The sequence below is a fragment of the Dactylosporangium sp. NBC_01737 genome, from assembly GCF_035963215.1.
In the GTDB taxonomy this organism is placed as follows: Bacteria; Actinomycetota; Actinomycetes; order Mycobacteriales; family Micromonosporaceae; genus Dactylosporangium.
In genome coordinates this window covers 7,231,794-7,255,790 of the sequence record NZ_CP109153.1, presented here as the reverse complement: position 1 = coordinate 7,255,790, position 23,997 = coordinate 7,231,794, and the positions used below count along the sequence as shown (strand labels likewise).

At 72.5% G+C, this 23,997-nt stretch carries 20 protein-coding genes; 4 read left to right on the top strand and 16 right to left on the bottom strand.

All coding sequences use genetic code 11. From position 1 onward, the window contains the following. Window positions 1–558 precede the first annotated feature (558 nt). Window positions 559–3,333 (top strand): Hsp70 family protein, encoded by a 2,775-nt coding sequence (locus OHA72_RS32855; RefSeq protein WP_326999911.1) that lies wholly within the window; start codon window positions 559–561, stop codon window positions 3,331–3,333. On the opposite strand, the gene OHA72_RS32850 is transcribed toward OHA72_RS32855, so the two are convergent. The 6 genes from OHA72_RS32850 to OHA72_RS32825 all read right to left on the bottom strand — a co-directional run bounded on the left by OHA72_RS32850 (window position 3,322) and on the right by OHA72_RS32825 (window position 8,596). Beyond that, window positions 3,322–3,846, bottom strand: a complete 525-nt coding sequence (locus OHA72_RS32850) for a hypothetical protein (RefSeq protein WP_326999910.1) — start codon at window positions 3,844–3,846, stop codon at window positions 3,322–3,324. The two genes, OHA72_RS32855 and OHA72_RS32850, sit on opposite strands and share 12 nt — an antisense overlap. A gap of 120 nt (window positions 3,847–3,966) precedes the next feature. Further along, the gene (locus OHA72_RS32845) at window positions 3,967–4,572 is read right to left on the bottom strand and encodes a response regulator transcription factor (protein WP_326999909.1); all 606 of its coding nucleotides are present in this window, start codon (window positions 4,570–4,572) and stop codon (window positions 3,967–3,969) included. Continuing rightward, window positions 4,569–5,753 carry a sensor histidine kinase gene (locus OHA72_RS32840; RefSeq protein WP_327011720.1) on the bottom strand — a complete coding sequence of 395 codons (1,185 nt, stop codon included), beginning with the start codon at window positions 5,751–5,753 and terminating at the stop codon, window positions 4,569–4,571. Before OHA72_RS32840 ends, OHA72_RS32845 begins: the two co-directional genes overlap by 4 nt. A gap of 34 nt (window positions 5,754–5,787) precedes the next feature. Further along, a complete protein-coding gene (locus OHA72_RS32835) occupies window positions 5,788–6,546 on the bottom strand; it encodes an ABC transporter permease (RefSeq protein ID WP_326999908.1) in 759 nt (252 codons plus the stop codon). Next, a complete protein-coding gene (locus tag OHA72_RS32830) occupies window positions 6,543–7,448 on the bottom strand; it encodes an ABC transporter ATP-binding protein (protein WP_326999907.1) in 906 nt (301 codons plus the stop codon). The genes OHA72_RS32835 and OHA72_RS32830 overlap by 4 nt, the downstream gene beginning before the upstream one ends. Beyond that, entirely contained in the window at window positions 7,445–8,596 is a 1,152-nt protein-coding gene (locus tag OHA72_RS32825; RefSeq protein WP_326999906.1) for an alpha/beta hydrolase family protein, read from the bottom strand. The genes OHA72_RS32830 and OHA72_RS32825 overlap by 4 nt, the downstream gene beginning before the upstream one ends. 191 nt (window positions 8,597–8,787) lie before the next feature. Here OHA72_RS32825 and OHA72_RS32820 point away from each other — a divergent pair, with 191 nt between their 5' ends. Beyond that, window positions 8,788–11,016 (top strand): putative bifunctional diguanylate cyclase/phosphodiesterase, encoded by a 2,229-nt coding sequence (locus tag OHA72_RS32820; protein ID WP_442788366.1) that lies wholly within the window; start codon window positions 8,788–8,790, stop codon window positions 11,014–11,016. A gap of 226 nt (window positions 11,017–11,242) precedes the next feature. On the opposite strand, the gene OHA72_RS32815 is transcribed toward OHA72_RS32820, so the two are convergent. After that, the gene (locus OHA72_RS32815) at window positions 11,243–12,556 is read right to left on the bottom strand and encodes a chitosanase (protein ID WP_326999904.1); all 1,314 of its coding nucleotides are present in this window, start codon (window positions 12,554–12,556) and stop codon (window positions 11,243–11,245) included. Between the two features lie 139 nt (window positions 12,557–12,695). On the opposite strand from OHA72_RS32815, the gene OHA72_RS32810 reads away from it, so the two are divergent. Continuing rightward, a complete protein-coding gene (locus OHA72_RS32810; protein WP_326999903.1) occupies window positions 12,696–13,064 on the top strand; it encodes a metalloregulator ArsR/SmtB family transcription factor in 369 nt (122 codons plus the stop codon). After that, window positions 13,061–13,552: an SRPBCC family protein gene (locus tag OHA72_RS32805; protein ID WP_326999902.1), complete on the top strand. Its 492-nt coding sequence runs from the start codon at window positions 13,061–13,063 to the stop codon at window positions 13,550–13,552. Before OHA72_RS32810 ends, OHA72_RS32805 begins: the two co-directional genes overlap by 4 nt. On the opposite strand, the gene OHA72_RS32800 is transcribed toward OHA72_RS32805, so the two are convergent. From OHA72_RS32800 to OHA72_RS32760, 9 genes are all read right to left on the bottom strand, one after another. Continuing rightward, window positions 13,524–13,838 carry a sensor histidine kinase gene (locus tag OHA72_RS32800; RefSeq protein WP_326999901.1) on the bottom strand — a complete coding sequence of 105 codons (315 nt, stop codon included), beginning with the start codon at window positions 13,836–13,838 and terminating at the stop codon, window positions 13,524–13,526. The genes OHA72_RS32805 and OHA72_RS32800 overlap by 29 nt on opposite strands. Window positions 13,839–14,136: 298 nt before the next feature. Next, window positions 14,137–16,233 (bottom strand): glycoside hydrolase family 2 protein, encoded by a 2,097-nt coding sequence (locus OHA72_RS32795; RefSeq protein ID WP_326999900.1) that lies wholly within the window; start codon window positions 16,231–16,233, stop codon window positions 14,137–14,139. A 71-nt stretch (window positions 16,234–16,304) separates the two neighbouring features. After that, window positions 16,305–17,705 carry a mannitol dehydrogenase family protein gene (locus OHA72_RS32790; RefSeq protein ID WP_327011719.1) on the bottom strand — a complete coding sequence of 467 codons (1,401 nt, stop codon included), beginning with the start codon at window positions 17,703–17,705 and terminating at the stop codon, window positions 16,305–16,307. Beyond that, on the bottom strand, window positions 17,702–18,910 hold the full coding sequence (manD, locus tag OHA72_RS32785; protein WP_326999899.1) for a D-mannonate dehydratase ManD: 1,209 nt from the start codon (window positions 18,908–18,910) through the stop codon (window positions 17,702–17,704). The genes OHA72_RS32790 and manD overlap by 4 nt, the downstream gene beginning before the upstream one ends. Continuing rightward, window positions 18,907–19,737: an ABC transporter permease gene (locus OHA72_RS32780; protein ID WP_326999898.1), complete on the bottom strand. Its 831-nt coding sequence runs from the start codon at window positions 19,735–19,737 to the stop codon at window positions 18,907–18,909. Before OHA72_RS32780 ends, manD begins: the two co-directional genes overlap by 4 nt. After that, a complete protein-coding gene (locus tag OHA72_RS32775; RefSeq protein ID WP_326999897.1) occupies window positions 19,734–20,627 on the bottom strand; it encodes an ABC transporter permease in 894 nt (297 codons plus the stop codon). Before OHA72_RS32775 ends, OHA72_RS32780 begins: the two co-directional genes overlap by 4 nt. Continuing rightward, entirely contained in the window at window positions 20,627–21,682 is a 1,056-nt protein-coding gene (locus OHA72_RS32770) for an ABC transporter ATP-binding protein (protein WP_326999896.1), read from the bottom strand. The genes OHA72_RS32775 and OHA72_RS32770 overlap by 1 nt, the downstream gene beginning before the upstream one ends. Further along, window positions 21,679–22,899 (bottom strand): extracellular solute-binding protein, encoded by a 1,221-nt coding sequence (locus OHA72_RS32765; protein WP_326999895.1) that lies wholly within the window; start codon window positions 22,897–22,899, stop codon window positions 21,679–21,681. Before OHA72_RS32765 ends, OHA72_RS32770 begins: the two co-directional genes overlap by 4 nt. Window positions 22,900–22,944: 45 nt before the next feature. Further along, complete coding sequence (locus OHA72_RS32760; RefSeq protein ID WP_326999894.1) at window positions 22,945–23,943, bottom strand: LacI family DNA-binding transcriptional regulator; 999 nt, start codon at window positions 23,941–23,943, stop codon at window positions 22,945–22,947. Window positions 23,944–23,997: the final 54 nt, after the last annotated feature.

Below are 23,997 nucleotides of genomic sequence, written 5' to 3'. Positions count from 1 at the left end.
GGCGCACGGCGTGGGTTGGGAACAGCTCGTCGTATCGCCTTCGCCAGTGCCGCAGGTCGCTGCGGGTCGCGGGCAGCGCCGCCTGCACCGTGCCGGCATGGTCGACGGCCACCGCGAGGTCGGCTCCAGGTCCAGGTCGGCCGTGCCGGCCTTGCAACGCCGAGCGCAGGCGCCGCCGCAGCTCCGCCTCGACGGCACGGGCGGTGAGCCCGCCCGCTGGAGTACCCCATGCAGCTTCCCGGCTCCGGTTCGGGATGTCGCTCACAGCTCGAAGTCGCCCGCGGCCGAGTGGGCGACCACCGCGCGGCGTTGATCACGGTGGTGCGGCGTTCGCAAGCGCGCGTCGGGGTGTTCTTGCCGGTGGTCGTGGACTCGGGGCGGGCGGACGATCTTGCGACCGCGATCGAAGGACAGCGGTGGTCGTCCCCGTGGCCACGGGCGTCCTTCGATCAAGCCGGGCGGGGGAAGATTGCCGTCTGGTCGCGGTGGTGGCGCTCTTGCAGCGTGTGGTCAGCGCGTCGGGGGTGTGGCGGCGTTGTGGGTGTCTAGAGTGCGGGGGTGCGGTCGGCCGGCTATCAGCTCGGGATCGACTTCGGCACGTCCAACACGGTGGCGATGCTCGCCGGGGCGGACGGGCGGGTGCGGCCGTTGCTGTTCGGGGTGTCGCCGCTGCTGAGCTCCGGGGTGTTCGCCGCGGCCGACGGTGGGCTGCTGACCGGCGTCGACGGTGAGCATGCGGCGGTGTCCGCGCCGGCCGGGTGGGAGCCGAACCCGAAGCAGTGCGTCGATCATGGCATGGTGTGGCTGGCGGAGCGTTCGGTGCCGGTCGTGGACCTGATCGCCGCGGTGCTGCGGACCGTCGCCGACGAGGCGGCGCGGGTCGCGGGCGGGCCGCCCGGGGCGGTGGTGCTGACCCACCCGAGCGCCTGGGGCAACGTGCGCTGCGGCATCCTGGTCGCGGCCGCCGAGCGGGCCGGGCTGGCCGGGGTGCGGCTGGTGGCCGAGCCGGTCGCCGCCGCGGCGTACTTCGTCACCGTCCTGGGTGAGCGGCTGCCCGACGGGCACTGCCTCGTCGTGTACGACCTGGGCGCCGGCACCTTCGACGCCAGCGTGGTCCGCCGGGTGGGCGACAGCTTCACCGTCCTCGCGGGCGACGGCCTGCTCGACGCCGGCGGCCTGTACCTGGACGCGGCGGTCATCGCGCACGCCCGCGGGGCGAGCACCGGCAACGGCGCGCAAAGCAGCGGCGACGCGGCGTGGGCGCGGCTCGACAACCCGGTGACGCCGGCCGACCGGCGGGCCCGTCACCAGCTGTTCCTCGGTGCGAGAGGAGTGAAGGAGCAGCTGTCCCGGCGCCCCGCCGCCGACCTGCACGTGCCCCTCGTCGACGCCGAGGTGCGGGTCGGCCGGGAGGAGTTCGAGCGGCTCGCCCGGCCGATGCTGGACCGCGCCACGAGCCTCACGGTGGCCATGCTGCGCAGCACCGGTGTCCCCGCCGACGAGGTCGCCGGGGTGTTCCTCGTCGGTGGTTCTTCGCGGGTACCCCTCGCGGCGACGCTGCTGCACAGGGCTTTGCGGGTCGCGCCGTTCACGCTGGACCACCCGGAGCTCGTCGTGGCCGAAGGCGCGTTGCACATCGCGACCACGGCCCCGCCGACCGCCGCGTTCACGGCGCCGCCGCCGGAGCCCACCGTCCGGCTCGCCCCGCCACCCGCCGCCGGCACCGCCGTGCCCGCCGCCGTGCCCGCCGCCGGCACCGCCGTGCCCGACGCCGGCACCGCCGTGCCCGACGCCGTGCCCGCCGCGGCGGCCCGGGTGTCCGATCCCGGCACCGGGCCGGTGATCGGCATCGACTTCGGCACCACCGGCTGCAGCGTCGCGGTGCTCGACGGGCCCGGCGACGTCACGCTCATCCCGAACGCCGAGGGCGCGCTGCTCACCCCGTGCGTCGTGGCCGTCACCGCCGACGGTGCGACCCTCGTCGGCGCCGCGGCGCAGCGGCAGGCGACCGCGAACCCCCTGTACACCATCCGCTCCGTGCACCGCAGGCTCGGCACCGGCTGGGCCGTCCAGCGCGGCGACGTCCGCCGCACCGCCGAGGACCTCGCCGGGCAGATCCTGGCCCGGCTGCGCGCCGACGCCGAGTCCCACCTCGGCCGGCCGGTCCGGGCGGCGGTCATCACCGTGCCGGCGAGCTTCGACCGCACCCGGCGCGCGGCCCTGGCGGCGGCGGCCGAACGGGTCTCGCTCCCGGTGCTCCGCGTCATCACCGCACCGACCGCCGTGGCCCTCGCGTACGCGCGGAGCGCGCCCGACGACGCGCTCGCGCTGGTGTTCGACCTCGGCGGCGGCTCCCTCGACGTGAGCCTGGTCGAGGTCAGCGACGGCGTCGTCGAGGTCAAGGCGGTCGCCGGCGACCTTCGCGTGGGCGGCGACGACTGGGACGCGCGGCTGGCCGACGACCTGCGCCGCCGCTTCCAGCACCGCTACGGTGCCGACCTCACGGACGACCCGGCCGCGCTGCAGCGGCTCGCGGTGGCGGCCGAGGCGGCCAAGGTCGAGCTGTCGTCGGCGACGAGCGCGGAGGTGTGGCTGCCATACCTCGCCACCACCGCCGACGGACCGGTCCACCTGCAGGAGACCGTGACCCGGGCCGAGTTCGAGACGATGACCCGGCCGCTGCTGGATCGCTGCCACCGCCCGATCATCCGGGTCCTGGCCGACGCCGGCGTCGAGGCGGGCGCCCTCGACCAGGTGCTGCTCACCGGTGGCGGGACCCGGATGCCGGCCGTCGAACCCCTGCTCCGGGCGGCGACCGGCGCCGCCGTCCCACACCGCCGGCTCGGCCCGGCGACCGCCGTGACCGGCGCGGCGGTCCAGGCGGGCCTGCTCACCGGCGCCGTCCAGGACCTGCTCCTGCTCGACGTGGTGCCGATGTCCCTGGGCGTCGAGACCGCCGACGGCACCGTGCTGCGCCTCATCGAGCGCAACACCACCATTCCGACCCTGCACCGCCACCTGTTCACGACGACCGTCGCGGACCAGCCGTCGGTCCGGTTCCGGGTCGTGGAGGGCGAACACCCGACGGCCGCGGACAATCACCTGCTCGCCGTCGTCGACCTCACCGATCTCCCGCCCGGCTCGCCGCGCCTCGACGTCCTCTTCGACATCGACGCCAACGGCATCCTCGCCGTGTCGGTCACCGACGTCGCCACCGGCCGGTCCCGCGCCGTCACCGTCGACCGGTCGTCGATCCACGCCACCGCCGCCCAGCAACCGTCCGGCCCCGGACCGGGTCTCCCGGCCGCCGTGCCCGGCGGCTCAGCCCGCTGAGAGCTTGCGAAGCGCGGTGCGGAAACACTCGACCACCTGCTCCGGTTCCACGTAGCCGGAGGCAGCGTTCGTGATTTCGTACTCGTTGATGCTCTGGAAGCCACGTTCCCTGGAGACGGGCCAGCTTTCGGGGTGTTGCTTCCCCCCGCTTCGGTAGAAGTAGGTGCCCACGAACGCCCAGTCCCCGTCCCGGCCGACAGCAAGGACGAAGGTCGAGTCGCGGCAGAGCCAGCCGGCGGAGGATCCGAGGTGCAGATGACGCCACTCCCGGTGTGCGGGCGGTGGGAATGACGCCTTGATCGGCGTGCGAAAACGACGCGGGCGCTCCCCTCGGCCGGCGGCGATGAAATCGCTGACCAGGCGGTCGATTTCCGCGCGGCAACGCGCAGATCGCGCGCCCCGGCTGCCCGTTCGCGACGTCGTCTGCGGCCCGCGGTCCCGTTTCCGCGCCACTGCAGCGATGGCGATCACCACCGCGACGGTGAGTGCCGCGGCCGCGGTCACGTACGCCATGCGCCGCTACGCTGAGTGAGGGAAGGCGCAAGCGCGTCCCCGCCGGGCCGCACCCGGCCCAGGAACATGTTCAATGCCACGAATACACCTGACGGACAGCACCCGCACAAGACAGCCGGGTCAGATCCAGCCTCGGGTGCGGGCGATGCGGGCAGCCTCGTGGCGGTTGGCGGCGCCGGTCTTGCCGACGGCCGAGGAGAGGTAGTTGCGCACGGTGCCCGCTGAGAGGGCGGCGCGGCGGGCGATCTCCTCGACGGGGGCGCCGTGGGCGGCGAGGTTGAGCACGTCGGCCTCGCGGGCGGTGAGCGGGCTGGCGCCGGCGCTGATCGCCTCGGCGGCCAGTTGCGGGTCGACGTAGCGGCCGCCGGCGTGGACGGTGCGCACGACGGTCGCGAGTACCTCGGCGGAGACGGTCTTGGCGAGGAAGCCGCGGACGCCGCCGGTGAGGGCGCGCTTCAGGTGGCCGGGCAGTCCGTGGCTGGTGACGATCATGGTGCGGCAGGTGGGCAGCTCGGTGTGCAGGGTGGTGGCGACGGTGACGCCGTCGAGGTCGGGCAGTTGCAGGTCGAGGATGGCGACGTCGGGGTGCAGGGCGCGGGCGAGGCTGAGGGCCTCGGCGCCCGTGGCGGCCTGGGCCACGACCTCCAGGTCGTCCTCGAGGCCGAGCAGGGCGGCGATGGCGCCGCGGATGAGGTGCTCGTCGTCGGCGAGGAGGATACGGATCACGCCGCCACCGCCGGCGAGACGACCGGCAGGGGCAGCTCGACGGACAGCTGGAAGCCGTCGGGTAGGGTACGCGCGGCGCTCACCGACCCGCCCAGCGCGGTGATGCGTTCGGTCAACCCGATGAGGCCGCCGCCGAACACGACGGCCGGCGCGGCGGCGGCGGGGACCCCGTTGTTGGCCATGGTGAGCGTCACGGCGTCCGGGCCCGAGCGCAGGGTGACGACGCAGCTGCGGGCCTCGCTGTGGCGCAGGAGGTTGGTGATGCCTTCGCGGACGACCCAGCCTAGGGTGCTCTGCAGCTGGGGTGGCGGGGCGCCGCCGTCGCCGATGACGCGGCACTGGATGCCGGCGGAGGCGAGCAGGGCGCGGGCGCCGGCGAGCTCGACGTCGAGGTCGGCGGCGCGGTAGCCGCCGACGACGGCGCGCAGCTCGGTGAGGGAGTCCTGGGCGATGCGGCGGACCTCCAGCATCTCCTCGACCGCCTCCTCCCGGCCGCGGCGGGCCAGCTGCGCGGCGAGCTCGGCCTTCAACGCGACCACGGACAGGGTACGGCCGACGACGTCGTGCAGGTCCCGGGCGAAGCGCAGGCGCTCCTCGGCGACGGCGAGCCCGGCCTGGACGTGCCGGGCGCGGTCCAGCTCGCGGACCATGCCAAGGATCCACAGCGACGTCCGGTACCCCAGGACGATGCTCACCAGCAGCAGCCCGAGGGCGATGGTGGCGCCGGCGCCGGACGTGAGGCCGCCGGACACGCCGAACACGGCCGAGACGGCGAGCGCGTAGCGGGGGCGGACCGCGACGGACAGCGCCGCCACGTAGGTGACGGCCAGCATGAGCAGGATGGCGGTGGCCGGGCCATCGGGCTGCCCGGGCGTCGGGTGCGGGAAGGCGAGGAACCCGGTGCCGACGCCGGCGGCGGTCAGGACACCGCCGGCGATGACGAGGGCCGTGGGCGGCTCGCGCAGCCCGAGGTAGGCGTTGATGCCGTCGTGGGCGAGCCGCAGGCACACGACCGTGTGCACGACGAACCCCGCGACCACGGCCACCAGGGCGGCCCGCGTCACTTCGAGCTGGACGAGACCGCCGATGAGCAGCGGCGACAGGGCGAGCTGACCGTAGAGGGAGCCCCGCACGTACCACTCCAGGCGCACCGCCTGCCCGCGCCGCCGCCACCAGTCCATCACCGCGCACAACCCCCCAAGAACGGCGACCGCGTCACCGGCGCGGCTCCCAGCGGAACCAGCGTCGCACGGCGAGCCAGCCGAGCAGGATCCACGCCGTGAGCAACCCCGCCGGCGCGGCCGCCTCGCCGAGCAGGTTCAGCGCGCCCTGCCCGGGGCTGCCGAGCCAGCCGAGCCGCACCAGGTCCATCGTCGGCCCCAGCGGCAGCAACCGTAGCGTCCCGCCGGCTGCGGGCGGCAGGGCGTCCGCCGGGATCGCGAAGTCGGCGCCGACGAAGCACAGGAACAGCACGGGCAGCGTGGTGACCTGGGCCAGTTCCACGGTGCGGGTGAACGCGGCGCTGGCCGCGGCGAGCAGCACGAACACGACCGTGCCGCCGAGGACGCCGACGAGCATGACGGCGGCGTTCGCGGGTACCGGCAAGCCGGCGAACAGGGAGCCCGCGACGACGAACAGCACCATCTGCCCGAGCGCGACGACGGCGGCGGGGCCCGCGGTGCCGATGAGGATCTCGGTGTCGGTGAGGACGCCGACCCGCAGCCGTTTGAGCACCAGGTCCTCGCGGCGGGCGACGTACGTGCTGACGAGGGTGTAGTAGAGCACGCCGAGCAGCGTGAACCCGAGCATCCCGGTGACCAGCCGGGCGGTGGCGTCCGGGTCGTCGAGGTCGGCCAGGCCGGCCGCGAGCAGCCCGATCATCAGCAGCGGCAGCAGGACCGCGTTGAACGCGGCGGTGCGGTTGCGGGCGAGCAGCAGCAGCTCGGCCCGCCCGACGGCGGCGAGGCGCCTCACGAGGCACCCCCGGCGATCGACAGGAACGCCTCGTCCAGGGAGGCGGACCTGGCGTCCAGGCCGTCGAGCGCGATGCCCTGCGCGGCGGCCCAGTTCAGCAGCGTGGTGAGCGCCGCCTGCAACCCCGTGGTGTGCACGGTGACCCTCCCGCCGTCCTCGCTGTACGCGCCGACGACGTCCGGCAGCGCGTCGAGGCTCAGGCCGGCCGGCAGGTCGAACGCGATCCTGGCCGGGAACCCGGCGACGACCTCGGCGACGGAGCCGGTCGCGACGACCGAGCCGCCGTGCAGGATCGCGACCCGGTCCGCGAGCTCCTGCGCCTCCTGCAGGTAGTGGGTGCTGAGCAGGATGGTGACGCCGTCGCCGAGCAGCCGGCGCAGCAGCAGCCACGTGTCGTTGCGGCTCTGCGGGTCCAGGCCGGTGGTCGGTTCGTCGAGGATGAGCAGGTCGGGCCGGCCGATGACGGCGGCGGCGAGGTCGAGGCGGCGCCGTTCGCCGCCGGACAGCTGCCGGATGCGCACCGCGGCCCGGTGGGTGAGGTCGACGAGGTCGAGGGCCTCGGCGACGGGCCGGGTGGCGTGGGCGGGCAGCGTCCCGGCCCACATCCGCAGTGCCTCCGCCGGGGTCAGGTCCGGCGGGAAGCCGCCCTCCTGGAGCATCACGCCGGTGCGGGGCCGCACGACGGCGCGGTCGCGGACCGGGTCGTGGCCGAGGACCCGCACGGTGCCGGCGGTCGGCCGGTCCAGGCCCTCGACGAGCTCGAGCGTGGAGGTCTTGCCGGCGCCGTTCGTGCCGAGCAGCGCGAACAGCTCGCCCCGCTCGACGTCGAAGGAGACGTCGCGGACCGCCTCGAACGTGCCGTAGCGGCGGCGCAGGCCGTGCACCTGGATCGCCGGCGTCACGGCAGGAACCGCATCTCGGGGTACGCCGCGGAGGGACCGTTGAGCAGGGTGCCGCGGCGTCGGCCCAGATACCGGTCGGCGAACGCGAGCAGGTAGGCGCGCTGCACCCGCACCGACCGGCCGCCCTCGATCGTGCCCAGGGCGTCGACCAGGTCCGCCGGCGGGATGCCGGCCTGCGGCAGCAGCACCTGGTAGTCGGTGAAGGACATGTGTCCGGAGTCGCGCAGCTCCAGCTGGTGGCGGGGCCCACGCAGGACGGCCCAGAACGCGATCCACGTCTCGTCGGTCTCACCGTGCGCGTCGGACCCGACGAGCAGGAACGGGCGGTCCAGGCCGCCGGTCAGGACCCGGCCGGCCATGCTGCCGTCGAGGTTCGCGCCGGCCTTGACGCGCCGGTCCACGAACATGGTCTCGGCCGCGGTGGCGCCGCCGAGGGAGTGCCCGACCATGCCGATGCGGCGCTGGTCCATCGACTGCCACAGGCCGTCCGGCAGCGTGCGGTGCGGGCGGGCCAGCCAGTCCAGGACGAACCGGGTGTCGGCGACCCGCACGGCGAGCGCCTTGCCGATGAGCCGCTCCTCCTCCCCCGGCTCGCCGGTCGGCGGCGGCACGGCGCTGGTCGCGACCCGCCCGCCGGGGAACTCCACGAGCGGCGAGTCGTGGGTGTGGTCGATGGTGACGACGATGTACCCGTGGCTGGCGAGTTCCTCCACGAGGGCGGTGCCGGCGGTCCGCTCGACGCCGAAACCGGGCGAGTAGAGCACGACGGGCCGGTTTCCGGGCGCGGCGGGCGCGCCGGTGTGGGCGTGCGTGAGGGGCAGCTCGACCCCGGAACCGGGCGGGTTGATGAGCGCCGCGAACGCCGGGGACACCCACGGCGCGCGCGGGAACCGCCGCACGTCACGGGCCGGGTACCAGACCTGGACCATCAGCTCCCGGACGACCTCCTCGGGCACCCACGGGTCGGTGCGGGACCGGTCGATCAGGTGCAGCGCGACGGTGCCGATGCGGTGCGGCCCGGTCGGCTCCGGCAGCGTCAGCCGCACGGTGCCGGCGGAGCGCAGCGCCGGCACCTCCGCGGCGACGGCGGTCCCGGGCAGCGCCAGCGCGGTCGCCACCGCCGCCAGCAGCACGAGTGCATGTCTCATATGGACAGTCTTCGTGGCCCCGCGGTCTCGCCGTAGTGCCGCCGCGCATCGCTTCCGGTGTACCGTTCACGCCCCGCAGATGACAAATGTCAGACGGCGGCGAAGGGCGGAATCCCGGTCTGCTCCCGTTCCGCACCCCGGGCGGAGGCGGATCGGCTCAGGAAGCCACGGGCCGCACCGATCAACGGACCATGTCGGTGAACGCGCTGGAAGAGCACGAGGGCGATTATCGTGCCCGCCAGATCAGGCTGGGCACGTGGATCGCCGTCGCGGTGATCCTCATCGGCGCGGTCAGGGTGCACCTGGACTGGCAGGGCGGGCCGCTGCTCGTCGCCCTCATGGCGGGCGCCGCCGTGGCCCAGGCCGCGATGGCGCTGCTGCCGTGGCCCCGGCTGGTGTTCAAGCCGTGGCTGCAGCGGGTGCTCGCCGTCTGGTGGGTGGCGAACCTGGCGGTGCTGCTGGCGTTCACCGCCTACGACGTCGCCGCGCTCGCCATCTACCCCGCCGGCGTGACGCTGATCCTGGCCTCGACGGCGGCGCTCGCCTCCGAGCGGGCCGTCATCGGCATCGGCGCGGCGTCCCTGGCCGGCTACGTGTCGCTGGTCGTCACCCGGGACCGGCCGGTCACCGGCACCCTGGCGGCGCTGACGCTGGCGCTGATGGCCGGCGTCATGTGGTTCTGCGCCCGGACCGCCAGCAACCGCCGGCGCCTGGACACCGCCCGGCTCAGCGCGGAGCGGCGCATCGAGGCGCTGCTGGAGAACTCGTCCGACGCGGTCATCGCCGTGCAGCCCGGCGGCGGGGTCACGTACTGCAGCCCGTCGATGCGTACCGTCCTCGGGTACGAACAGGCGTTCGTGACCAGCGACCTGCTCACCGACATCACCCACCCGGACTTCCTGCCCACGGCGGTGGAGTGGTGGTTGAGCGTCATCAACGGCGCCTCCGGCACCTCCGCCCGGGTCGAGTCGCGGGTCCGCCGCGCCGACGGCGCCTGGATCTACACCGACGTGATCGGCACGAACCGCCTCGACGACCCGTCCCTGCAGGCCGTGGTCATCAGCATCAGGGACATCACCGAACGCAAGGAGCTCGAGGAGGAGCTGACCCGCCAGGCGTTCGCGGACTCGCTGACGGGGATGCCGAACCGGGCCCTGTTCCGGGACCGTCTCGAGCACGCGATCGCCCGCAACCGCCGCGGCGGCGGGCGGATCACGCTGCTGCTGGTGGACCTCGACGACTTCAAGCTCGTCAACGACAGCCTGGGCCACACCGCCGGCGACCAGCTCATCGCGACCACCGCGCTGCGGCTGCACCAGCAGCTGCGCGCCGCGGACACCCTGGCCCGCCTCGGCGGCGACGAGTTCGCGATCCTCGTCGAGGACGTGACCGAGATCGAGGCGATGGACCTCGGCGACCGGCTCCTGGCCGCGATCCGCCGGCCGCTGCGCCTCGGCAACCGCGAGGTGGTCTGCTCGGCCAGCATCGGCGTGGCGACCGCGAAGGCCGGCGACGGCGAGGACGGGCCGGACCCGGGCGAGCTGCTGCGCAACGCCGACCTCGCGATGTACGCGGCGAAGGCGGCCGGCCGCGACCGGTACGCGCTGTTCGACCCGGCGATGTACGCCGACATCCTGCGCGAGGCCGACGACCGCGCCGAGCTGGAGCGGGCCCTGGCCCAGGACGAGTTCGTGGTCCACTACCAGCCGATCGTGGACCTGCCGACCAGCCGCCTGATCGGCGTCGAGGCCCTGGTGCGCTGGGAGCACCCGGTGCGCGGGATCGTCGGGCCCAACGCGTTCATCCCCCTGGCCGAGTCGACCGGGCTGATCGTGCCGCTGGGCCGGTGGGTGCTGCGGCAGGCGTGCGAGCAGCTGGCGCAGTGGTGCGCGGACTTCCCCGACACCGAGAAGATCCGCATGAACGTGAACCTGTCGGCGCGGCAGTTCCAGCACGAGGGCCTGGTCGAGGACGTCGGGCAGATCCTCGCGGAGAGCGGCATCAACCCGCACCAGGTGGTGCTGGAGATCACCGAGTCGCTGCTGATGCAGGACACCGACTCGACGATCGAGACCCTCGGCCGGCTCAAGCAGCTCGGGGTACGCCTCGCCATCGACGACTTCGGCACGGGCTACTCGTCGCTGTCGTACCTGAAGCGGTTCCCGGTCGACATCCTGAAGATCGACCGGTCGTTCGTGGACGGCATCGACACCGAGCACGGCGACGCGACGCTCGCCGAGGCCGTCGTCCAGCTCGGCCGGGCGCTGCAGCTGCAGACCGTCGCGGAGGGCATCGAGACCCAGGAGCAGTGGTCGACGCTGCAGGGCCTGGGCTGCGAGTTCGGGCAGGGCTACCTGTTCGCGCGGCCGGGCGCCGCCGATGCGATCTCCACGATCCTCGGCAGCGCCCGGTCGGACTGACTGCGCCGCCTGTGGTGGGGCGGCTGGTGACAGCGGGCTGAGTGCGCCGCTTGCGGCGCATGGGGGGTCCGCGGGGTGGGAACCCCCCGCGCGGGACCCGCCGCTTGCGGTAGGGCGGCTGGTGACAGCGGGCTGAGTGCGCCGCTTGCGGCGCATGGGGGGTCCGCGGGGTGGGAACCCCCCGCGGACCCCCCGCTTGCGGTGGGGCGGCTGGTGACAGCGAGAACTATGCCGGGATGGTGAACGGGTCCCCGTACACCTTCCAGCTCAGCGGCGGGTTGAGGTCGAAGTTGCGGTTGTTGAGGAACACCCGCTGCGCCGTGTCGACGCGGCTGGTGTCGCTGTGCGCCTCCTCGGTCTTCATCGCCGCGACCCGCGCGTCGAGGAAGGCGTTGAGGTAGGTGAACTCGTCGCCGCCCTGTGCGGGGGTCCTGGCCTTCGCCATCGCGGCCCGACGGATGCCGCCGAAGCTGACGGCGCTGTTGCCGGGGCCGTGCATGACGATCGCGTCGTAGTAGGCGAACTGGCCGAGCGCCCGCAGCCCGTCGGCCTTCGCCTGCTGCACGGACGGGTTGAAGTAGACCCGGTCCCGCTCGTCGTTCTGCGCGGTCTGGAACGCCGGGTCGGCGGCCGCGGTCTTCCAGTCCCTGGTGAAGTTCGGGTCGAGCCCGGCGTGGGAGTCGGTGCCGTCGACGTTGCGCAGCGCCGGCAGGTACTTCGCCAGCACGTTGCCCGGGACCCGCTGGGCGTAGAGCTCGACGAGTTCGAGCATGTCGCCGGTGCCGGAGCAGAAGCCGATGATCCCGGCGGTGTACCCGCGGCCGTCGCCGATGTCCTCGATGTACTTGTACTGCGCCTTCCAGTCCAGCGACGAGTTCTCCGCGCTGGACACCAGCTGCATGGCGATGTCCTTCTTGCGCGGGTCGGTGAGGTCCTTCCCGGCGCTCGGACTGGTGCTGGGGCTGCTGCTCGGCGACTTCGACGGCGACGGGCTCGCGGACGGGCTCTTCGACGCGGACGCCGACACGCTCGGCGACGGCGTCGTGCCGTCGGTGCCGTACACCTTGAGCTCCCACAGCGAGTAGCCGTAGGTCGTGCCGCGGGCGGTGCCGAGGACGCGGACGTACCGGCCGGTGCCGTTGAGCCCCGTGAGGTCGTCGGTGGCGCCGTTGCCGGTGGTGGTGCTGAAGACGGTGGTCCAGGCGCTGCCGTCGGGCGAGGTCTGGACCTGGTACGACTTGCCGTACGCCGCCTCCCAGTTGAGGTTGACGTGCGTGACGGTCTTCGTGGCGCCGAGATCCACCCGGATCCACTGCGGGTCGACGCCCTCCGCGCTGGCCCAGCGGGTGCCGGTGTTACCGTCCACGGCGTTGCCCGGGCCGAGCGAGGACAGCTCGTTCGACGACGAGGTGGCCGGTTTGCCCTGCGAGAGCAGGGTCTCCGCGGCCGCCTCCGCACCGTAGGTGGTGACGGCGACCGTCACCCCGCCGACGAGCACGACTGCGGCACCGATGCCGACCAGCCTGCCGGGAATCTTCACGAGGCGCCTCCTCCTGAATAGATAGGTAACTTACCTGACAGATCCTCTGATTCGGATGCTTCGATGTCAAGCCACCTAAGCAAGACTTCAGGCGGCGTTACGCTCGCGAACGTGTAACCTGTGCGTTACGCTTCCGGTCGTGGACGACGTGGCGGAGGCGATCGCCGACCCGGCCCGCCGGGAGATCCTCGTGCTGCTGCGCGACGGGCCGTGCCCGGCGGGGCACATCGCCGCCGTGATCGGCGAGCGGTTCCGGATCAGCCGGCCCGCCGTGAGCCGCCACCTGCGCGTGCTGCGCGAGTGCGGCCTGGTCCGCGACACCCTGCAGGGCCGCCACCGCCACTACGAGCTGGACGCCACCCGGCTCGGCGAGCTGACCGGCTGGCTGGCGCAGTTCGCCGCGCCGTCGATCTGGCAGCAGCGCATGGACGCCCTGGAGACCGAGGTCTACCGCACCCGCCGCGACCGGCGTACCGCCGGTCCTACTGCCGAGGAGAACATCGCATGAGCCTTCGACCGACCGGCTCCTGGACGCCCACCCCCACGGGCGGCGACCTCGTGGTCACCCGGACGTTCCGCGCGCCCATCGAGGACGTGTGGGCGAGCGTGACCGAGTCCGACCGGACCGCTCGCTGGTTCGGCCCGTGGAAGGGCGACGGCCGCCCCGGCGGCACGATCCAGTTCCAGATGGTGCAGGAGGAGGGCGCGCCCTGGTCCGAGGCGCGCATCGAGGCGTGCGAGCCGCCGAGGCGCCTGGCGCTGCACAGCGACGTGGCGCACCTGGAGCTGCTGTTGTCCACCGTGGACGGTGGCACGCAGCTGCGGCTGGTGCACCACCTGCCCGGCACGGACGGCGTCGGCGAGTTCGGCCCCGGCTGGGAGTTCTACCTCGACGCGCTGCTCGCCTCCCGCGACGACACCGCGATGCCGGTCTTCGACGACTACTACCCGTCGATGCGGGACTACTTCACCGCCCTGCCGACGGCGCCGGCGTGACGGCGTCGCTGGGGCGCATGAGGCGTTCGCAGCCCGCGTCGCCCGAGATGCCGTAGGTGCGCAGCGCCGCGATCGGATCGGGTTCGACCGCGTCGGCCGCCGCCGGCAGCGTCACGCGGAACCTGGTGCCGCCGCCGGGGTTGTCCTCGACGGCGATCGAGCCGCCGTGGCGCTCCACGATCCGCCGGCAGATCGCCAGCCCGAGCCCGGTGCCGCCGTAGTCGACCGGGCGGGCCCGGTAGAAGGACTCGAAGACGCGGGCGGGCCCGACCAGACCCCCATCCACCGGAATCCCAACAGCGTGATCCTCAGCCCGGTTCAACCGCTCAACGTGTGGACACTGGAGGGCTTCCACGGACTCGGACCTTCGAACCTCAATCCGGACGGATCGGTCGGACCTGCCTTCGCGTCTCGCGCGCAGGGCAGGCGAACTGGACGACAGACCTGGCGCGCCTCGGACCTGGACCACCGGTCTGTTGATCGCCACGCGCACGCGTGTGAGTCGGCCGCGCGAAGCGCAGGGCGTGCGACCGGAGGGAGCATTGGGGGTTTGGGGTGAGAATCCCCCAATGCTCTTTCGGCCGTCAGGCCGCCGCGGAAGAAACAGTCCAGGTCACGGTGTCGGTGACGGGGGTGCCGTTGATGGTGGCGGTGACCTGGACGGTGTTGGCGCCGGGGCGAAGGGTCACGCCGGTCCACTTGAAGATGTGGTCGGCGCTGGTGCGGGCGCCGAGGGAGGCGCCGTTGAGAGTGGCGGTGACGGTCGAGGCGTTGGAATACACCTTGAGTTCCGTCGCCGCCGTCGTGCGTTGGGTCCAGCGGCGGCTGGTGATGTACAGCGTCGGGGTGGCCGCCCAGTTGGCCTTGTAGAAGTAGAAGGCGTCCTTGCGGGTCAGGCGGTCCCGGGTGACGAGGCCCTTGTCGTTGATGCCGGGCTGGCCGCCCTCGTTGCGGGCGTCGGAGGCGAAGTCGAACATGTTCCACACGTAGGTGCCCCAGATGTACGGGCGCGCGTCGAGCTGCTTCCACGACGCCTCGTGCAGCAGCGCCTGGTACTCCTCGGGGTGGTTCTGGCCGCCGGGGCTGGGCGGGGACGGGTTGAGGGCGTGCTGGGTGGTGCTGGCGCCGGCGCCGTACTCGGACAGGGCGATCCTGCGCGACGGGTTCGCGGCGTGCAGGTTGTCGAGGTTGCCGCCGAGTTCGTTGTAGGTGCCGTTGTACCAGCCGAAGTACTTGTTGTAGCCGCTGGCCTCGGCGTGGCTGTTCACGGCGCCGGTGTCGCTGACGCAGCAGCTGGCGTACACGGAGACGCGGTCGGGGTCCTCGGTGTCGACGAGGCCGGCGAGCTGGTCGAGCAGCGTGTTCGTGGCGGTGTTGTCGACGCGTTGTTCGTTGCCGATGCCCCAGAACACGATGGACGGGTGGTTGTAGTTCTGCCGGATGAGCTCGGTGAGCTGCTGGCGGGCGTTGGCGGTGAAGGCCGCGGAGTTGGTGGTGTCGTTGACGAGCGGGATCTCCGCCCAGACGACCAGGCCGCGTTCGTCGGCGAGGTTGTAGTCCTTCTGGTCGTGCTGGTAGTGCGCCATGCGGACGGTGGTCGCGCCGATCTCGCGGATGAGGTCGAAGTCAGCGGTGTGCTGCGCGTCGTTGACGGCCCAGCCGACGCCGGCGCGGTCCTGGTGCAGGTTGACGCCGTGCAGGTCGTAGGCGTGCCCGTTGAGGGTGAAGCCGGTGTTGGGGTCGACGCCGAAGGTGCGCAGGCCCAGGGGTTCGGTGACCACGTCGGTGACCAGGCCCGAGGAACGGATCTCGACGTTCGCGTTGTACAGGTAGGGGTCGGCGAGCCCGTCCCAGCGGTGCGGGTCGGCGATGGTGAGGGTCTGCACGACGTCCACGCCGGCGTTGGCCGCCACGGTGCGGGCCGGCAGCGACTGGTCCGCGACCACGGTGCCGGTCGCGTCGGTGACGACGGTGCGGACCACCACGGAGCGGCTGGAGGTGTTGTTGTTGAACAGTTTCGTCGTCACGTCGACGGTCGCGGACGCGGCGGTGACCGACCGCTGCCGCAGGTAGACGCCGGGGCCGGCGGAGTCGAGCATCCGCACGGCCAGGGGGTCGACGACCTGGAGGCTGACGTTGCGGTAGATGCCGCCGTCGAAGCTGAAGTCCGCGGACAGCGGGGCGATGTCGGCGTTGTGCGCGTTGGTCACCTTGACCGCGATGACGTTGTCCTGCCCCACCTTGAGCGCCGACGTGGCGCCGAAGCGGAAGCGGGAGTAGCCGCCGGAGTGCTTGCCGAGGTAGGTGCCGTTGACCCACACCTCGGCGACCTGGTTGGCGCCGGCGAACTGCAGGAACAGCATCTTGCCGGCGAAGGAGGCCGGGACGGTGTAGTGCCGGCGGTACCAGCCGACACCACGGTAGTAGTTGTTGCCGCCGTCCGCCCCGTCAAGAGCGTTCCAGGTGTGCGGGACGTTGAGCTGCTGCCACGCGCTGTCGTTGAAGGTGGTGGCTTCGGCGCCGGCGACGTCGCCCTTGATGAAGCGCCAGCCGGTGTTGAGGTCGACCCGCTGACGCAGCGCGGGTGGGGTGTAGGTGGCCGCGGACGCGCTGGGCGCCGCGACCACGTTGGCCGCCACGACCATGACGGCCGCGGCGAGCCACGTGAGGAACCTGGGCATTGCTTCACTCCCTTTCGGGACGTATGGCGGTACGCGTCACCCCGGTTTGGGGCGACGGTGAGGTGCCGTGTTCAGTTGTCGTGCAGCAGGCGTCCGGCGTGCGCGACGAGCAGGTCGCGCCAGACGGGGTCGGGCAGTGCCGGCAGCACCGGCAGGAGCGAGTCGACCAGCGCCGCCGCCGAAGAGGGATCCGCGGCGGCGAGGGTCTCGGCGAGGGGGTCATCGACGGGCCGGCGGGTCGCGACGTACACCATCCAGGCCGCGACCGCGAGAGCCGTCCACTGTGGAGTCCCGCCGGCGGCGAGCCGGTCCCGGGCGGTGCCGAGCAGCCGGATCGGCAGCTTCAGCGACCCGTCGGCGGCGACCTGCGCGGTGCGGTGACCGAGGGCCGGGTCGGCGAACCGGCGCAGGATCGACTCCTGGTAGCCGGGCAGGTCGAACCCGTCCGGCAGGGTGAGGGTCGGCGCCGCGTCCTCGGTCATCAGGCGGCGGGCCGCGTCGGCGAGCACGGGGTCGGTCATCGCGGCGGCGATGGTGTCGTGGCCGGCGAGCGCGCCGGTGTAGGCGAGCAGCGAGTGGGTGGCGTTGAGGAGGCGGAGCTTCGCGGCCTCGTACGGGGCGACGTCGGCGGTGAACACGGCCCCGGCGGTCTCCCAGGCGGGGCGGCCGGCGGCGAAGGTGTCCTCGATGACCCACTGGGTGAACGGTTCGGCGACGACGGCGCCCTCGTCGTGGACCCCCAGCGCGGTGGCGACGGCGGCCAGGTCGGCGGCGGTGGTCGACGGCACGATCCGGTCCACGACGCACGACGGGAACGCGACCGACCCGGCGATCCAGTCCATGAGCCGGTCCCCGGCGGGCAGGGCCGCGCAGAAGCCGGCGACCAGGCCGCGCAGGGTGGCGCCGTTGGCGGGCAGGTTGTCGCACGACAGCACGCTGATCGGGCCGGCGTCGGCGCGGCGACGCAGCTCAAGGCCCGCGACCAGCCGCCCGACGGCGGACCGGGTCGGCGCCAGCGGGAACGTGGCGAGGTCGGCGCGGATGAACGGGTCGGTGAGGTCCAGGCGCCCGCCGGCGAACCGGTAGCCCTTCTCGGTGACGGTCAGCGTGACCAGGCGGACCCGCGGGTCGGCGATGCGGCCCGCCGGCCCGCCGCACTCGTCGGGGGTGTGGATCTCGCGCAGTGCGCCGATCACCCGGGGCGGTGCGGCGCCGGCGCCGCGTTCCAGCACGGTGTAGAGCCCGTCCTGCGGGGCGAGCCGGTCCCGCACGGCGGCGGAGCGCTGGGTGTACCCGCTGATGCCCCAGGTCGGGTCCGAGGCGAGCACGGCGTCGGTGTAGACGGCCTGGTGTGCCCGGTGGAAGGCGCCGACACCCAGGTGCACGATGCCGACCGTGACGTCCGCGGGATCGTAGGCCGGGGTGCGGACGCCGGACAGCGACGGCAGCGCCTTGCGGGACAGCCGCGTCACCAACTGTGCATCGTCCCGTCTTCGAGGCGGTTCACCGGCAGCGACGCCGGCCGGTACGGGTACCGCGCGGCGAGTTCCTCGTCGATGTCGATGCCGAGGCCCGGCTCCTCGGACGGGTGCAGGTAGCCGCCGTCGAAGTGGTACCCGTGCGGGAACACCTCGTCCGTCGCCGGCGTGTGCCGCATGTACTCCTGCAGCCCGAAGTTGGGGATGGCGACGTCGACGTGCAGCGCGGCCGCCATGCAGACCGGGGACAGGTCGGTGGCGCCGTGGGAGCCGGACCGCACGTGGTGCAGCGCGGCCAGGTCGAAGATGCGACGCAGGTGGGTGATGCCGCCGGCGTGCACGACGGTGGCGCGGATGTAGTCGATGAGCTGCTCGCGGATGAGCTGCTCGCAGTCCCAGACCGTGTTGAACACCTCGCCGACCGCGATCGGGGTGGTGGTGTGCTGCCGGATGAGCCGGAAGCCCTCCTGCAGCTCGGCGGGGACGGGGTCCTCGATCCAGGTCAGGTCGTACGGCTCCAGAGACTTGCCGAGCCGGGCGGCCTCGATCGGGGTGAGCCGGTGGTGCACGTCGTGCAGCAGCTTCACATCCGGGCCGAACTCGTCGCGGACCCGGGCGAACACCGACGGCACGTGGTTGAGGTAGCGGGCCGTGGACCAGACGTTCTCGGTCGGCAGGGCGGCGTCGGCGGGCTCGTAGTACATCTTGTCGCCGGAGACGCCGTAGGTGCTGGCGAGGCCCGGCACGCCGGTCTGCACCCGCACCGCACGGTAGCCGAGGTCCACGTACCGGGCGACCTCGACCAGCGCCTCGTCCACCGTGGACCCGTTGGCGTGGCCGTAGACGGTGACGCCCTCGCGGGAGCGGCCGCCGATCAGCTTGTACACCGGCAGCCCGGCGATCTTGCCGAGGATGTCCCACAGGGCGGTGTCCACGGCGGCGATCGCGCTCATCGTGACGGGCCCGCGCCTCCAGTACGCGCCCTTGTACAGGTACTGCCAGGTGTCCTCGATGCGGGTCGGGTCGCGGCCGATGAGCTGCGGCACCACATGGTCGGTGAGGTAGCTGGCCACGCTGAGCTCGCGGCCGTTGAGGGTGGCGTCGCCGACGCCGGTGACCCCCTCGTCGGTGATGATCTTCAGCGTGACGAAGTTGCGGTCCGGGCAGGTGACGATCACCCGCGCGTCGCTGATCCTCATGTGATCTCTTCTTCCTTGACCCGCGCGACGAGCTGGGTCGGGTTCACCAGGCGCAGCGCCAGGACGAGCAGCACCAGCATCGTGCCGGTGTAGATGACGGCCATGGCGTCGACGGACTGCTGCGCGCGGATACCGGCGGCGGACATGGAGTTGTAGAGCGCGACGACCAGCGTCTGCGAGTCGGGGCCGGCGGTGAGGAACGTCAGCTCGAACATGCCGACGGTGCGCACCAGCACGAGGATCGACGCGGCGAGCATGCCGGGGACGAGCAGCGGCGCGAGGATCCGCACGAACACCTGGCGGGTGCCGGCGCCGCACATGCGGGCGGCGCGTTCGATCGCCGGGTCGATCTGCTCGATGAACGGGGTCATGGTGAGGATGACGAACGGCACCGACGGCACCAGGTTCGCCAGGACGACGCCGGTCATGTGCCCGGCGAACCCGTACTTGTAGAGCACGGTCGCGAGGGGGATGCCGTAGGTGATGGGTGGCATCAGGATCGGCAGCAGGAACAGCAGGTACAGGGCGCGCCGGCCGGGGAAGGCGCGGCGGGCCAGGACGTAGGAGGCGGGCACCCCGACGAGCACGGAGATCCCGACGACCAGCGCGGACACCTCCAGGGTGGTGATGAGCACGGGCAGCAGCCCGAAGTCCCGCCACGCCTCGCCGTACCACTGGCCGGTGAACCCGGACGGCAGCCAGGTGTCGAACCATTGCTTGCCGAACGAGCTGACCACGACGGAACTGACGAGGCCGAAGAGATTGACGAAGAAGAACGCGACGACGCCCCAGACGAGCCAGGCGGCGGGACGGGCGGCCAGTCTCATCCTTTTCCTCCGGTGGATCCGGTGTACAGCAGCGACCGCCAGCCCAGGACGGCGGCGATGACGGCGAGCTCGACGAGGCCCATGACGACCGCGATCGCGGATGCTTTCGGGTAGTCGTACTGCTCGTAGCCGGCGTGCCAGGCCGCGATCGAGATGACCCGGGTCTCCCCCGCCGGGTCGCCGACGAGGACGGCGGACGGGAACACGCTGAACGCGAGCACGAACGTCAGGCAGAACGTGGTGGCCAGCCCCGGCGCGAGCAGCGGCAGGGTGATGCGCCGGAAGCGCTGCGCCCAGCCGGCGCCGAGGGTGGCGGCGGCCTTCTCCAGGGTCGGGTCGATCCCCGACAGGTAGGACAGCACCAGCAGGAACGCGAACGGGAAGCCGGTGATGACGAGGGAGAAGAACACGCCCCAGTAGTTGTGGGTGAGCCGGATCGGCTCGTCGACGAGTCCGGTGGACATCAGGGTGCGGTTGAACCAGCCGGTCGGGCCGAGGAAGTTCAGCAGCCCCTGCGCGGTGAGCACGGTGCCGAGCGTGATCGGCACGACGAGGACCGTGGTGAGCAGCCGCTTGCCGCGGAACCGGCCCCGCATCCGGTAGGCGATCGGCACGGACGCGCCGACGTTGAGCAGTGCCACCGGCAGCGACAGCCAGAGCGTGGTGGTGAGCGTGCCGCGCTCGTACGCGTCGCTGAAGAACGACCGGTAGGCCCCGAACGGCCCGCCCTGTTCGGGCTGGAACGACAGCCCGATGCCGTAGAAGAATGGGTAGATGAACAGCGTCACCACGAACAGCAGCGCGGGTCCGAGCAGCAGCAGCTGCCGGTCGATGCCGCGTTCGGCCAGCCGGTGCCGCAGCGCCACCCGGGTGTCGGTCACCGCCGCCATCAGTCCGCGCCCCCGGCCGGGAACACCAGCAACGCGGCAGGGTCCACGGCGAGCGCGACCTTGTCCCCCGGTGCCGGGCGGTCCGCGGTGCGCAGGTGCAGCCGCTGCCCCGCCTCGGTGACGACCTCGACGGCGACCTCGCGGCCCTGGTATTCGACGACCTCCACCGTGGCGGGGAAGCCGTCGGCCGCCAGCCGCAGCGACTCGGGCCGCACCCCGGCGACCACGTCGTCACCGGCGCGCACCTCGCCGACCGGGGTGCCGTGCAGGGTCAGCCCGCCGCCCTCGACCACAGTGGACGGTCCGGCCTGCGTGACCTTCATGGGCAGCAGGTTGCGGAAGCCCATGAAGTCCGCGACGTGCCGGTTCGCGGGCCGCGTGTGCAGGTCCTCGGGGGTGCCGATCTGCTGGACCCGCCCGGCGCGCAGCACGACCAGGCGGTCCGCCATCGACAGCGCCTCCTCCTGGTCGTGCGTCACGTAGACGGTGGTGAGGCCGAGCGCCTGGTGCAGCCGCCGGATCTCGGTGCGCATCTCCAGCCGCAGCTTGGCGTCCAGATTGGACAGTGGCTCGTCCATGAGGACCAGCGACGGTTCGAGCACGACGGCGCGGGCGATCGCGACCCGCTGCTGCTGCCCGCCGGACAGCTGGCCCGGCAGCTTGCGGGCCTGCTCCTCCAGGTGCACCAGGGCGATCGCCTCGTCGGTGCGCCGGCGGATCTCCGCGCCGGACAGCCGGCGCATCTGCAGCCCGAACGCGATGTTCTTCGCCACCGAAAGGTGCGGGAACAGCGCGTAGTTCTGGAAGACCATGCCGAAGCCGCGCTTCTCCGGCAGCAGCGTGTCCAGGCGGGTGTCGTCCTGCCAGATACGGCCCGCGGTGAGCGGCAGCAGCCCGGCGAGGCAGTTGAGCGCGGTCGACTTGCCGCAGCCGGACGGGCCGAGCAGGGCGATGAACTCGCCCTGCTCGATCGTCAGGTTGAGGTCGACGAGCGCGTCCTGACCGCCGAAGCGGCGGGTGACGCCCTCCAACCGCAGTTGCTGAAACCCGGTCACTTCTTCACCTTCGCGCCGCCCACCTCGCGGTCCCACTTGTCGAACGCGGCCACGAGGGCCTTCGCGTCCAGCGGGACCTCGAGCGGGTTGCCGGCGATGAGCTGGTCGTACTCGGCGCGGCCGTAGTCGGTGATCGCCTTCTGGCTGTCCGCCGGCGCCATCGACAGCGGCACGTCCTTCACCGCGGGACCGGGGTAGAAGTAGCCCTTGTCGTACGCCTTCGCCTGCTGCTGCGGGGTGAGCATGTGCTGCAGCAGCAACAGGATCGCGGCCTGCTTGTCGGCGGACACGCCCTTGGGCACCACGGCGTAGTGGGCGTCGGTGACCCAGTGGAAGCCGTTCAGCGAGCCGATCTTGGCCTCCTTCGGCACCTGGCCGAGCACCCGCGGGTTGATGTCCCAGCCGGTCGTCGTCGCGATGATCTTCGCCGAGCCGTTGGCGAGGGACTTCATGGTCTCGCTGGTGGAGGACGGGTACAGCTCCACGTACTTGTTCAGCTCGGTCAGGTACGCCCAGGTCTTCTCCCAGCCGTTGACCGGGTCCTTCGGGTCCTTGTCGCCGAGCAGGTAGGGCAGGCCCATCAGGAACGTGCGGCCGGGCCCGGAGTTGGCGGGCCGGGCGTACTGCACGGTGCCGGGATTGGCCTTGGCGAACGCCAGCAGCTCCTCGGCGCTCTTCGGCGGGTTCGGCACCTTGTCCGGCAGGTACTCGATGAGCGGCCCGGACGGGTAGTAGGTGACGGTGACCCCGAAGTCGCCGGCCAGCTTCTGCATCGCGGCGGCGCCGGGCAGGTAGGCGTTCATGCCGGGCAGGCGCGACGCGTACGCCGGCAGCAACGGCTGCCACAGCCCCTGATCGACGCCGGCGGCGAGCCCGTCGACGCCGGTGAGCACGAGGTCGATGTCGACCCGTCCGGCGTTCTGCTGCGCCTTGACCTTCGGCGCGAGCTCCGGCGCGGTCGCCTTGGAGTAGGTGACCTTGCTGATCGTGTCGGCGTGCGCGGCCACGAAGTCGTCGATCATGCCCTGGGTGAGCTGCAGGTTGCCGGCGACGTCGAGGATGTTGAGCGTCACCGCCGAGGCGGGCTTCAACGGCAGGTCACCGCTGGAGGCGGGGGCCGGGGTCGACTTCGTCGGCGCGCCGCAGCCGGCGACCAGGGACAGGGCGAGTAATGACGCGGTCGCGGTGAAGCGCCGTCGGGTGAGGATCAGGGCCATGGCGGATTCCCTTCTGCGGGCCGGGGTGGGGCCCGTTGGTCATGCTCAGATGGGGGGTTGCGTAGGGGCACGGCCCGTCGAGTGACGGACCATGAGCTGCGAGGGGAGCTCGCGCCGCGCGACGGCCGCGCGCTCCGGGTCCTCCAGCAGCTGCAGCAGCATGTCGACACCGGCCCGGCCGATCGGCTCCTGCGGTTGGGCGACGGTGGTCAGCGAGGGGCTGACCATCTGGGAGAGCACGATGTCGTCGAAACCCATGACGCTGATGGCCTCGGGGACCTTGACGCCGCGGGTGGCGAACCAGTTGAGCAGGCCGAGCGCGACGAGATCGTTGTAGGCGATGACGGCGGTGACACCGGCGGCGAGCACCAGGTCGGCCGCCGCGATGCCGCCCGCGAACTGGGGTGCGAAGTTGCCGACCTCGACGAGGTCGATCCCGGTCGCGGCGGTCACCGAGCGCAGCGCCCGGGCCCGCTCACGGTTGGACCATGAAAGCCGCGGCCCGGCGACGTAGGCGATACGCCGGTGGCCGAGCGCGGCGAGGTGGGCGACGGCCTGCCGGATGCCGTCGGCGTTGTCGATGGTGATCGCCGGGATCTGGCCGACCCGGCGGTTGAGCATGACGACCGGCGTCTCGCCGATGACCGAGCGCAGGTCCTCCTCGGCCATGCGGGGTGAGCAGAGCACGATGCCGTCGACCTGCTTGCTCAGCGCCCGGACCAGCCCGGCCTCGGCGGTCGGGTCCTCGTCGGTGTCGGCGAGGAAGACCGAGAAGTCGGACTCGCGGGCGCGGCTCTGCACGCCCTTGACGACGCCCGGGAAGAACGGGTTGGTGAGGTCGGGCACGATCAGCCCGATGTTGCCGGTGCGGCCGGTGATCAGGCCGCGGGCCGCCCGGTTGGGCTGGTAGCCCAGCTCGGCGGCCGCGCGCTCGACCCTGGACCTGGTGTCGGCCTGGACGAGCGCGGGGGTGGTCAGGGCACGGCTCACCGTCGACGGCGACACGCCCGCCACACGGGCGACGTCCTTGATCGTCACCGGCATCGAGCACGCTCCCTGGGTCCGGGGTGATGGGAGCAGTCTGAAATCGTTTGCACG

Excerpts from the sequence above, each read along its gene's own strand:
- OHA72_RS32850 (WP_326999910.1), bottom strand. The coding sequence starts at position 3,846 with ATGGCGTACGTGACCGCGGCCGCGGCACTCACCGTCGCGGTGGTGATC.
- OHA72_RS32840 (WP_327011720.1), bottom strand. The coding sequence starts at position 5,753 with ATGGACTGGTGGCGGCGGCGCGGGCAGGCGGTGCGCCTGGAGTGGTAC.
- OHA72_RS32825 (WP_326999906.1), bottom strand. The coding sequence starts at position 8,596 with ATGAGACATGCACTCGTGCTGCTGGCGGCGGTGGCGACCGCGCTGGCG.
- OHA72_RS32820 (WP_442788366.1), top strand. The coding sequence starts at position 8,788 with ATGTCGGTGAACGCGCTGGAAGAGCACGAGGGCGATTATCGTGCCCGC.
- OHA72_RS32805 (WP_326999902.1), top strand. The coding sequence starts at position 13,061 with ATGAGCCTTCGACCGACCGGCTCCTGGACGCCCACCCCCACGGGCGGC.
- OHA72_RS32795 (WP_326999900.1), bottom strand. The coding sequence starts at position 16,233 with ATGCCCAGGTTCCTCACGTGGCTCGCCGCGGCCGTCATGGTCGTGGCG.
- manD (WP_326999899.1), bottom strand. The coding sequence starts at position 18,910 with ATGAGGATCAGCGACGCGCGGGTGATCGTCACCTGCCCGGACCGCAAC.
- OHA72_RS32780 (WP_326999898.1), bottom strand. The coding sequence starts at position 19,737 with ATGAGACTGGCCGCCCGTCCCGCCGCCTGGCTCGTCTGGGGCGTCGTC.
- OHA72_RS32775 (WP_326999897.1), bottom strand. The coding sequence starts at position 20,627 with ATGGCGGCGGTGACCGACACCCGGGTGGCGCTGCGGCACCGGCTGGCC.
- OHA72_RS32765 (WP_326999895.1), bottom strand. The coding sequence starts at position 22,899 with ATGGCCCTGATCCTCACCCGACGGCGCTTCACCGCGACCGCGTCATTA.
- OHA72_RS32760 (WP_326999894.1), bottom strand. The coding sequence starts at position 23,943 with ATGCCGGTGACGATCAAGGACGTCGCCCGTGTGGCGGGCGTGTCGCCG.